Below are 11,550 nucleotides of genomic sequence, written 5' to 3'. Positions count from 1 at the left end.
AACAGGTCACTCTTCTCTTTCAAAACGACAATACCTCTTGAAACCTGGATGACCAATGTCGATTTGTCAATATCACAAACCATTGCCGTCGTCAATAAGTGACGATGGCAATGGAATTTAACATAGGTCACACTTTTAAAATTGTAGCACCAGCAATTTCATACAAAACAGGCATGGCCAAAGCAAATAATCATACACGCAGCCGAATGATTGAAATTTGCACTACTTAGGAAATTACGCTAATTTAAAACATATAAAGCTGCCAGAATACGCCCAAGTAACATTACTTTTCAGGAATATTTTCCAACACATCCAATAGGTGAAGCCAGAACTTATTCACCGTTTTAATATTGATTCGTTCTTCAGGTGAATGAGCACCACGGATGGTCGGGCCAAAAGAAATCATATCTAACTGAGGATATTTTTCAAGAAAAAGACCACATTCCAGACCAGCATGAATTGCCCTCACTTCAGGAGACTCACCAAACAAACGTTCATAAGAAGCCCGGGTAATATTCAATATTTCAGAATCAGTATTCGGTGCCCATCCTGGATATCCCTCTCCATGTTTCACTTGAGCCCCGGCCAATTCAAAGACACTACGAACCATAGCTGCAATATCTTCTTTTGCAGATTCCACTGAACTACGTTGACTGGTGGTAACCAATAACTTTTCACCTTCCTGTTTAATGGCAGCCAAATTTGTTGATGTCTCCACCAACCCTTCTATTTTACGACTCATCTCCACAACCCCATGCGGACAAGCATAAACAGCATTCAATAGCCTTGTCTGAAAATCCTGTGTAAAAACATTTTCAGGCAAATCGCAAGACTCCATATGCATTTTCAGTCCAGGTTCAGTTACCTCCAACTCAGAAGACAACTCGTCATAAAAAATATTGAAAGCCACCCTAACAGCCTCTTTAACCGATGTTGGAACCACAGCTATAGCCGAAGCCTCTCGAGCAATGGCATTCCTTAAGTTACCACCATAAAACGCATGCAGCCTAAGGCCATATTGACGCGAAGCTGTCCATAAAAAGCGATTTAATATTTTATTGGCATTACCCAATCCTTTATGAATATCATCACCCGAATGCCCCCCTTTCAAACCGGATACATCCATCCTAAAAGCATAATAATTATCAGAGATTGCTTCCCTCTCCATATCAAAAGCAGCTACCGTATCGACACCTCCGGCACAGCCGATAAATAATTCTCCATCATCCTCAGAATCCAGATTCAAGAGAATGGAGCTATCAAAGAACCCATCCTTTAAGTTAAATGCACCCGTTAGTCCTGTTTCCTCATCCACTGTAAACAAGCACTCCAAATCGCCATGTTTAATACTATTACTAGCCAACAAAGCCAGCTGTGCAGCCACTCCTATTCCATCATCGGCACCCAATGTGGTATCAGAAGCCCTTACCCAATCACCATCAACCCGAGGCACAATAGGGTCCTTATCAAAATTATGCTTTACATGTGAATGTTTTTCGCAAACCATATCAACATGCGACTGCAACACAACAGATTTCATATTTTCACACCCCTCGGTGGCAGGCTTACGAATCAACACATTCCCAATTTCGTCTTGCTTATATTCAAGGTCATTCTCCTGAGCAAAAGATATTAGATACGCCAGTATCTTCTCTTCCTTTTTGGATGGTCTTGGGATTTGACAAATCTTTCCAAAATACTTCCACACCTCAGCGGGCGCTAATGATTCTAACATACTCATGATTCTATTTTTGAAGCTATAAATTTACATTCTATCTAAATAATTGCAATAATTGCAAAATCTCTTCTTTTTTAAGTTCATTTCCTTCATTGTTATAGGCATAGGACAAATTAAACAGTACCCTTTTAATTGTATCTAAATTAGAGCAAGGGTTAAAATAAGATGGTACATGATTCAGTTTTTGTTGTTTAATAAAGTACTCTATTTCTTTTCTTCCTAGAATCGCACCTTTATTCACCGGATTGATATAAAACATCACATTATCTTTATATTCCACAATAGAATAAGGATGAATATTTTCGTCCAAATAACACAGAACAAAATTCTTAGGTAAGTTCACTCCATAAATCGGCAACCCCAAACGCTGTGCCACTACCGAATAAATAATACACAATGATATAGGATTCCCTTTTTTAGTATCCATTACCTCATTGATATAAGAATTCTGCGGTGCAAAAAAATGGGTGCTATTTCTCACATATTTATGGACATCAAACATAATATGATTAATAATTCTCACTTTTTCAATAGCCGTAAGGTGATCATTCAGCTCTAACCAAACGTCTCTCTGTAATTTATTCACTTTCTCGTTCAATACATCATAGTTAAGTTCTGGATATTGATATTTGGCTACCAAAAAGGCACCATAAAACAAATCCTGACCTCCTTCATTGATCCACTTAGCCATGGAACTCTTCACATCATTGAGCTGAAGTGTATGGATGATATTCTCAACGCGTTTCTGAAAAACATCATCACAAGATACTTCCCAAGCCTTTTCTAACTCATCCACTACACCTATCTCTTCCTTGAGCAATTGTTCTTCTACAGAACTGAATATCATCTCATTGGGATCATCTAACAAAGAAATTAACGCATGTACTTTTGTTTTATCCATGGTATCCATCTTTTAAATTCCATTATACCAAACTATCGAGTACCTTCTCTATCAAATGCTTTATGACCGGTTTATAATCCTTACTATATTCTCCTGCTTGTCGGTTTGCAATGATGGCACATACAGTAGCAGCCTGGTGCCCTAACAATTTCGACAAGCCATAAATGGCCGAGCATTCCATTTCATAATTAGTAATTTTATACTGTTCATACTTAAATGTACTTATTTTTTCGTTAATATCCACATCCTGAATACCTAAACGAAGCATCCTACCTTGCGGACCATAAAACCCCGGAGCGGAAATGGTCACTCCTTGATGAAAGCCATTTACCGACAGCTTATCCAATAGTTCTTTAGAAGCATCTACCACATAGGGTGAGGCAAGCAGAGGATTCCATGCCATACTTTCTTTAAACTGCTGCTCAAAGTCCAAGTCTGCCACCTCGTTTCTACCTGCATAAAAGTTTAACAGTCCATCAAAACCAATTGCCTTGGAACTCAATAAGCAACTATCTACCGGGAGATCCTTTTGCAGAGATCCGGATGTACCAATCCTTACCATACGAAGTGCCTTATGCTCCTTATGAACCGTCCTTGTTTCAAAGTCAATATTTACCAGTGCATCTAACTCATTTACCACTATATCTATATTATCGGTACCAATCCCTGTAGCTATCACCGAGAAGCGCGTACCTTTATAGATACCGGTAGCTGATACGAACTCGCGATTTTTTCGTACAAGTTCAACAGTATCAAAAAAAGACGTTACTGTCTCAACCCGACCCGGATCACCAACCAGAATAATATTGTCAGCCAATTCACCTGGTTTTAGATGAAGATGAAAAATACTTCCATCACCATTTAAAATTAATTCCGATTCCTCTATTCTTCGTGCCATATATTTCTTTGCATTAAATTTTAAAGCAAGGTATATTTTTTTTGTAAAACATGTTATTCTTTATTACAAAAACAACAATATATTATCATTACCCACCCCCATATAAATCCCCACTACATATAATAAAATTACAACAAAATGTCATTTATTCTTTCTATTTTTGCCAAAAATTATTGACTATGATACAAAGAATCCAGACTATTTATTTATTGTTGGCAGTGGCATTTGGAACATCTATGTTTTTTTCTACACAAATAACCTTTGTTGCGGATATTGAATACATTTTAAACTACGCAGGCATCCATGCTGCAGAAACAAATGCCAATAGTGAAAGCATGGCAACTGTTGCATTAACAATATTGTTGATACTAACTCCACTCGTTTCACTGGTTTCAATATTTCTATTTAAAAGAAGAATGATTCAGATAAGACTCTGTGCAGCCAATGTGGGCCTTTTGATAGGAACAACTGCTCTCATCTATTATTTTGGAACAGTTGGTATGAAACAGCTTAACGCAACTGCCTTAAGCTACGGGATCAGCACTGTATTTCCCATTGTCGCAGCCATACTAAACATTTTAGCTCTTAGAGCCATAGGAAAAGATGAAGCCTTGGTAAGATCAATGGATCGAATTAGATAAATAAAACGTACTTATTGCGAGCAAGGTCTTAGCTTTACGCAAGACCTTGCTGTATTTTCTCCATCCATATAGGCAGGTTCTCACGCCATACAATGCAAAGCGGTATGCTGCATTAAAACTTCGTCATGAGGCTTCAAAACGCAAGGAGCACACTGATACCCCGAAAAAAAATATCCCTTTGCTGCTAACACAACAAAGGGACATTTAAATACGATGAACAAAAACTTTAATTCTTAGTTTCTTTCACTATTACGTCATGCGCACCACCTTCAATAATACTTGTTGAAGATACCAATGTAAGTTTCGCATCCGATTTTAACTCCAATAAGGATGCCACACCACAGCTACACATGGTAGATTTAATTTTACCAATGGTCATTTCAATATTGTCTTTTAGTTTTCCGGCATAAGGAACATAGCTATCTACCCCTTCTTCAAACTTCAGGTTATCATTGCCACCCATGTCATATCGTTGCCAGTTACGAGCTCTATTAGAACCTTCGCCCCAATATTCCTTCACATAATTACCACCTATTAATAATTTACGTGTTGGACTCTCATCAAAACGAGCAAAATATCTACCCATCATCAAAAAGTCAGCCCCCATAGCCAGAGCCAGTGTCATATGATAATCCTGTACAATACCTCCATCTGAACAAATAGGAATATACTCTCCTGTCTTTTTGAAATACTCATCTCTGGCGGCAGCCACCTCAATAAGTGCCGTAGCCTGTCCCCTACCAATTCCCTTTTGTTCACGAGTAATACATATTGAACCGCCGCCAACACCAACTTTTACAAAGTCAGCACCTGCTTCTGCCAGGTACATAAAACCATCTCTATCCACCACATTTCCGGCACCTACAAGAACGTGTGCAAAATTACTTTTAATGTATTCGATGGTATCCTTCTGCCATTCAGAATAACCATCTGAAGAATCAATACAAACCACATCAACTCCAGCTTCTACCAAAGCAGGCACTCTTTCTTGATAATCACGTGTATTAATTCCAGCTCCCACCAATAATCTCTTATGTTGATCCAATAACTCTCTAGGATGTTCTTTATGACTATCATAATCCTTACGGAACACAAAATACTGCAAATTATTATCTTGATCTAAAATAGGCAATGTATTAAGCTTATGCTCCCAAATAATATCATTGGCTTCTTTTAATGAAACACCACTCTTCCCATAAATTAAATCCTTTAGGGGTGTCATAAATTCTTTCACCTTTCTGTTGTGGTCATCGCGACTTGGTCTATAATCTCTACCTGTCACCAATCCTTTAAAAGACCCTGTGGCAGAACCATCTTCGGTAACTCCAATGGTTGAAAAACCTGTTCTCTTCTTTAATTCAATGACATCTTTTAAGGTATGTTCAGGAGTAAGATTGGCCCTGCTCTCCACAAAACCAGCCTTATGCGCCTTCACTCTCTTAACCATTCTGCTCTGTTCCTCGATACCTTGAGAACCGAAAATAAAGGATAAACCACCCTCTTTAGCCAATGCCTTCGCCATCCCATCATCTGATACCGATTGCATAATAGATGACACAAAGGGAATGTTCAATGTGATTGCAGACTCCTCACCTTTTTTAAATTTGACCAAAGGAGTCCGTAAATTAACTTTGTCAGGTGTATGCTCCTTGGTAGTTAAACCAGGAATAATAAGGTACTCATTAAATGTTCTTGATACTTCGTTGAAGATATTTGCCATAGTAGTTCGAATGAAAAATTGCGCAAAAATATACATTTTTTTTCTATAATCCACCATTTCCCCAAAAATCACCTTTTACCTCAGGTATTACTCCATTTCAAAGTGCTCAAATACCCTTCTGCAATAAGAGATGTACAAAAATAAAACAGCAAAATCCACATGCTGCCTAAAAAAGCACCAAACTTTCAAGTTTCAACATTCAACTAAGTGATTTGTATTTTGTAAATTCGCAGCAAATTACATTGTACATGAGCAATTTTAAAGAAGATTTAATGAAGGTAAAAGCTTTTGCCTTCGATGTGGATGGTGTTTTGTCGGCACAGATCATACCGATGGACTCCGAAGGTGTACCTATGCGAACGGTAAATATTAAAGATGGTTATGCTTTACAGCTAGCCATAAAATTAGGCTATCCTATCGCTATCATTACCGGTGGCAATACCGAAGCTGTGAAAAAGCGTTATCAGCTATTAGGTATTGATGATATTTATATGAGTGCATCATTTAAGATACCTCCTTTTGAAGACTGGATTACAAAAAGAAACCTCAAACCCGCAGAGGTCATGTACATGGGTGATGATTTACCCGACTACCCGGTAATGGATACTGTAGGTGTTCCTGTTTGTCCAGCCGATGCAGTGGAAGAGGTCAAGTCCTTATGTAAATATATAAGTCACAAAAACGGAGGCGAAGGTTGTGCCCGCGATGTTATTGAACAAGTATTGCGCGCGCATGGAAAGTGGGGATTAGATCATTCTTGGTAAAAATAAATTATGACATCATTACTACGTTTAGTACGTCTACCCAATCTACTGATAATAATACTATTACAGTGCCTCATCAGATATGGGCTCATCATACCAATCCTAGCACACTTCGGCTATCACCCTGTCTTGTCGCATTTTAGATTTGGATTATTGGTATTGGCCTCTGTTTGTATGGCAGCATCAGGTTATGTTATCAACGACTATTTTGACATAAAAATAGACCGCATCAACCGCCCCGAAAAAATGGTCATTGACAATGGGCTACAAAGACGTGCGGCCATGTTTTTTCACGTGATACTCTCTTTCATAGGAGTATTCGTTGGTCTTTTTATTTCCTATATAGCACGCAAAGAAACCTGGGCACTCATGTTTTTACTCATACCTGTGTTCCTTTGGTATTATTCCACCACCTTCAAGAAACAAGGATTCATTGGCAACATGATTGTTGCAGGGCTAACAGCCTTGGTTACCATCGTAGTTGTTTCATTGGAATTTGCGATGTTGGTTCGTGTTCATGGCGCTCCCATCATCAATAGTGAGGCTTGTTCCACTGCATGGTTCTGGACCTTAGGTTTTGCTTTTTTTGCTTTTGTGACTACCCTTATCCGGGAGATTGTAAAAGACATGGAAGATGTATTGGGAGACGAGCAAGGAGGGTGCAGAACCTTACCCATTGAAATAGGAATGAAGTTTTCCAAAATATTTGTAAGCATATTAACCTGCTGTACTCTCCTGTCTATTTGGGCTTTATATTTTTCCTTCAACATATTAAACAGCTCAGTGATTACACTTTGGTATATCATACTTCTGATAACAATTCCATTTATACTATCCATGTACTTGTTATACAAAAGTTCTACTCCCAAGGCATACCATCGCTTAAATACCTTTTATAAATTAATAATGCTGTTTGGAATTTTATTTATTCTAATAGCGGGACAATTATTTTAATACCATCTCTAGTATGCTTCAGAATCATCTTAAGAAATACCAAATAATCCTGGCTTCCAAATCTCCCCGCCGCTCGCAGCTTTTAAAGGAGTTAGGAATAGATTTCTCCATTGAAAACAAAAACATAGCAGAAATTTATCCACCAGGTTTAGACAATCATGAAGTAGCTCTTTACCTTTCCCAACTAAAAGCCGATCCATTTAAGCAAGAGATTCAAAATACCAACAAGTTGGTGATAACATCAGACACCATCGTCTGTTTAGGACAAGAAATTCTTGGCAAACCCACTGACAGAGACCTCGCAATAGCCATGCTCCAAAAACTCTCTGACCAGGTTCATGAAGTAATCACAGGAGTAACACTTACCAGCGCTCACAAAACAAAATCATTTACGGTAGCTACAAAGGTATATTTTAAGGCACTCCAACAAGACGAAATAGTATCATATATAGATCAATATAAACCATTTGACAAAGCAGGAGGCTATGGCATTCAAGAATGGATCGGAATGATTGGCATTGAAAAGATAGAAGGTTCATATTTTAATGTGATGGGACTACCTGTTCAACGATTGTACACAGAATTATACCATTTTTAGTCGACAGCATATATTCTCACATTCATAATATTAATAAAACACATGAGGAAAATTATTACTTTACTGATCGCATCGGTTATATTTAGCCTTTCGGTACAAGCCAAGGAAGGAATGTGGATTCCTATTTTACTTGAAAAATACAATATGGAAGAAATGCAGCAAATGGGATTTAAACTCACTGCTGAAGATATCTATAGTGTCAATCAGGCCTGCATGAAAGATGCAGTGATTATATTCGGACGCGGTTGCACAGGCGAACTCATCTCTGACCAAGGACTCATCATCACCAATCACCATTGTGGTTTCGATGCCATTCAAAAACACAGCAGCATTGAAAACGATTACCTTACTGAGGGATTCTGGGCCAAAGACCGTTCGCAAGAACTAACCAACGACAACCTATCCGTTACTTTCTTAAAGAGAATAGAAGATGTTACAGGGCAGGTATTAAGAGGTGTTACCGACGATATGGAAGGCAGAACAGATACCATTCAAAAAAACATAGACGCCCTCATTAAAAAAGCCACCGAAGGAACCCATTACAAAGCCAATATAAAGCCCTTCTTTCATGGCAATCAATATTTTTTATCGGTCAATGAAGTATACAACGATATTCGTTTGGTAGGTGCACCTCCTTCGGCTATTGGCAAATTTGGTGGAGATACAGACAACTGGATGTGGCCGCGTCATACAGGTGATTTTTCTTTGTTCAGGATATATGCAGATAAAGACAATAACCCCGCTGCTTATTCTAAAGACAATGTACCTTACAAACCGTTGAAACACTTTCCTATCTCATTAAAAGGAGTTAAAGAAGGTGATTTCACCATGGTATTTGGTTATCCTGGCACCACCGAAGAATATGCTCCTTCGTATCATCTGAAGATGATTACCGAAAAAGTTAATCCTGAACTGATTGACATCCGCACTAAGAAACTAGACATTATAAAAAAATATCAGATAAAAGATCCGGCTGTCAGAATTCAATACGCCTCCAAAGCCGCAAGCATTTCTAACTCATGGAAAAGATGGATTGGAGAAATAAAAGGACTGGATAAACTGAATGCCATTGATAAAAAAGAAAATTTTGAAACGCATTTTCAACGCTGGGCCAATGAGAACAGCAAGCAATATGCAAACCTGCTGAATGAGTATCGAGCAAGCTACCAAACATATGGAGATTATCGCCTGGCTTATAGCTATATCACAGAAGCCATTTTCAGAAACGGGATGGAAGCAGTTCAAACATCACGTAATTTTTATCAACTGAAAAATGCATACAAAAAAGACACGCTAGACTTGGAACAAATAAAACGAATCAAAACAGATCTAGAAAAAAAGCTGACTTCATTTTATAAAGATTACCATCAACCTATAGATAAAGAGATGACAGTAACCATTCTATCCATGTTCAAGGAAAGAATAGATCCACAGTTTCACCCGGAAATATACACACGAATCAACAAAAAGTACAAGGGTAATATCTCTAAGTTTGTAGATCATTTATTTGCTAAAACAATATTTGCAGACCCCCAAGCGAGCCTTTCATTTGCAAAGAACTTCTCAGCCAAAGACATCAAAAAACTAGAAAAAGATCCGGCTTATATACTTTATCACAGCTTTTATGATGCTTACAAACTAAAAATTTTAGATAACTACAATGCCTTGTCTGCAAAAATAGAAGAGCTCAATCGCAAGTACATGGCCGCACAGATGAAGTTTCAACCAGATACAACTTTCTACCCTGATGCCAACTTTACCCTAAGAGTATCCTATGGAAAGGTTAAAGGCTATGCTCCCAAGGATGGTGTTATTTTTAAAAACCATACTACATTGAATGGTATTATTGAAAAAGACAACCCCAATATTTACGATTACCGCGTCCCCCAAAAATTAAAAGATCTTTATGAAAAAAAAGACTTTGGCCAGTATGAATCTCAGGGAACAGTCCCTGTTTGTTTTGTTGCTACAAATCATACAACAGGTGGTAACTCTGGGAGTCCGGTGGTAAATGCTAACGGAGAACTAATTGGCATAAACTTCGACCGTGCCTGGGAAGGGGTTATGAGCGACTTAATGTTTAATCCGGAACAATGCAGAAACATTACACTGGACATCAGGTATGTACTCTTTCTGATAGATAAATTCGCAGGTGCAAGCTACCTTATAGACGAAATGACCTTGGTTAAATAGATATTGAAGGAAGGTAAAAAGAAAGGAGTCGGTTTCATATGTAAGCCGGCTCCTTTCTTTTGCATATTATTCATCCAATAGCTTTCCCCGGGCTCCCAATACCTCTATACGCTGGGTCAGCTTGCTATATAACTCTGCCAACTCCTCATCACCCCCAAGCATCGACAAATGCTTATCTATCACATTCTTATCCCCCCTTATAGCCGGCCCTGTTTGGGCTTTAACAGGCGAAAGAAATTCGGTTTTAAGAGCCGTTTCCTTGATCAAAGGTTTCAAGACATCAAAGCTAATATCGTACTTTTTAAGTATACTCTCCGCAATCACATACATATGATTTGAAAAATTACAGGCAAATACGGCTGCCAGATGAATTTGTTGACGCTGATTGGAATCACAAACCATCACCGTCTGGGAAATGGCTTTCGCAAAACTTTCCAGTTTTTTGCATACCAGTTCCCCATTGGCCTCAATAAGAATAGGAATCTCACTAAAATCAACCTCTCGCTCCTTACTAAAGGTTTGAAAGGGATAAAAAATTCCATAATTTTCAAAAGAACCCAGCATATCCATAGCCAGCGAGCCCGCAGTGTGTACCACAATACCATTTACTTTGGGCATCTGCTCAATCGTAGTTTCTATAGCCGCATCAGTAAGCGCTATAATATACAAATCGGCATCCAACTGAATCTCCGACAAACGATCGGTTGCATATGCATTTAAACGCTCTGCCAGTTCCTCTGCATTACAATGCGTACGGCTAAAAACCTGACGAATGTTAAATCCCTTTTTCACCAGACTACTACCCAGCTGGGTAGCTAACTTACCGGAACCAATTAATACTATATTTCGAAGCATATTAAACTACTTTTATGTTAAAATAAAAAGCCATGATAAAATATATCTCTCGTAGAGAAATGTCTTTGTAGCCATTTTAACATGGTCATTGAAAGAAAAATTATAAACTCATAAAAATATTAAAATAAGAGATATTTTTTATGCATAACCATCAAAATATCTTTCACAACTGCTGTATTAACCTGATTTATCCTTCAATGGTCAAAATAGATAATTTATGAATCGCTCAGGTTAAATAGTACACTTTAGTATATATTTATATTTTTGCAGTCATACAATGATAGCATA

At 38.1% G+C, this 11,550-nt stretch carries 10 protein-coding genes; 5 read left to right on the top strand and 5 right to left on the bottom strand.

What is annotated here, in order from left to right; genetic code table 11:
• Positions 1–283: 283 nt before the first annotated feature.
• From CYTFE_RS0103600 to CYTFE_RS0103590, 3 genes are read right to left on the bottom strand one after another with little or no spacing between them, the layout of a single operon-like run.
• On the bottom strand, positions 284–1,741 hold the full coding sequence (locus tag CYTFE_RS0103600; RefSeq protein ID WP_027470701.1) for an aminoacyl-histidine dipeptidase: 1,458 nt from the start codon (positions 1,739–1,741) through the stop codon (positions 284–286).
• 31 nt (positions 1,742–1,772) lie between these two features.
• Positions 1,773–2,639 (bottom strand): transglutaminase-like domain-containing protein, encoded by an 867-nt coding sequence (locus tag CYTFE_RS0103595; protein WP_027470700.1) that lies wholly within the window; start codon positions 2,637–2,639, stop codon positions 1,773–1,775.
• 22 nt (positions 2,640–2,661) lie between these two features.
• Positions 2,662–3,537: a nucleoside phosphorylase gene (locus tag CYTFE_RS0103590; protein WP_027470699.1), complete on the bottom strand. Its 876-nt coding sequence runs from the start codon at positions 3,535–3,537 to the stop codon at positions 2,662–2,664.
• Positions 3,538–3,716: 179 nt separating this feature from the next.
• Here CYTFE_RS0103590 and CYTFE_RS0103585 point away from each other — a divergent pair, with 179 nt between their 5' ends.
• Positions 3,717–4,178, top strand: a complete 462-nt coding sequence (locus CYTFE_RS0103585; protein ID WP_027470698.1) for a DUF4293 domain-containing protein — start codon at positions 3,717–3,719, stop codon at positions 4,176–4,178.
• Between the two features lie 226 nt (positions 4,179–4,404).
• On the opposite strand, the gene CYTFE_RS0103580 is transcribed toward CYTFE_RS0103585, so the two are convergent.
• Entirely contained in the window at positions 4,405–5,898 is a 1,494-nt protein-coding gene (locus CYTFE_RS0103580; RefSeq protein WP_027470697.1) for an IMP dehydrogenase, read from the bottom strand.
• Between the two features lie 248 nt (positions 5,899–6,146).
• Between CYTFE_RS0103580 and CYTFE_RS0103575 the strand changes: the two genes are divergently transcribed.
• From CYTFE_RS0103575 to CYTFE_RS0103560, 4 genes are read left to right on the top strand one after another with little or no spacing between them, the layout of a single operon-like run.
• Positions 6,147–6,662: a KdsC family phosphatase gene (locus tag CYTFE_RS0103575; protein ID WP_027470696.1), complete on the top strand. Its 516-nt coding sequence runs from the start codon at positions 6,147–6,149 to the stop codon at positions 6,660–6,662.
• 9 nt (positions 6,663–6,671) lie between these two features.
• The gene (locus CYTFE_RS0103570; protein WP_027470695.1) at positions 6,672–7,616 is read left to right on the top strand and encodes a geranylgeranylglycerol-phosphate geranylgeranyltransferase; all 945 of its coding nucleotides are present in this window, start codon (positions 6,672–6,674) and stop codon (positions 7,614–7,616) included.
• A 13-nt stretch (positions 7,617–7,629) separates the two neighbouring features.
• Positions 7,630–8,214 carry a Maf family nucleotide pyrophosphatase gene (locus tag CYTFE_RS0103565; protein WP_027470694.1) on the top strand — a complete coding sequence of 195 codons (585 nt, stop codon included), beginning with the start codon at positions 7,630–7,632 and terminating at the stop codon, positions 8,212–8,214.
• 42 nt (positions 8,215–8,256) lie between these two features.
• Entirely contained in the window at positions 8,257–10,407 is a 2,151-nt protein-coding gene (locus CYTFE_RS0103560; RefSeq protein WP_027470693.1) for a S46 family peptidase, read from the top strand.
• A 66-nt stretch (positions 10,408–10,473) separates the two neighbouring features.
• On the opposite strand, the gene CYTFE_RS0103555 is transcribed toward CYTFE_RS0103560, so the two are convergent.
• Positions 10,474–11,262 carry a Rossmann-like and DUF2520 domain-containing protein gene (locus CYTFE_RS0103555; RefSeq protein ID WP_027470692.1) on the bottom strand — a complete coding sequence of 263 codons (789 nt, stop codon included), beginning with the start codon at positions 11,260–11,262 and terminating at the stop codon, positions 10,474–10,476.
• Positions 11,263–11,550 lie beyond the last annotated feature (288 nt).

The sequence above is a fragment of the Saccharicrinis fermentans DSM 9555 = JCM 21142 genome, from assembly GCF_000517085.1.
In the GTDB taxonomy this organism is placed as follows: domain Bacteria; phylum Bacteroidota; class Bacteroidia; order Bacteroidales; family Marinilabiliaceae; genus Saccharicrinis; species Saccharicrinis fermentans.
This window is presented reverse-complemented; position numbering and strand designations above follow the sequence as displayed.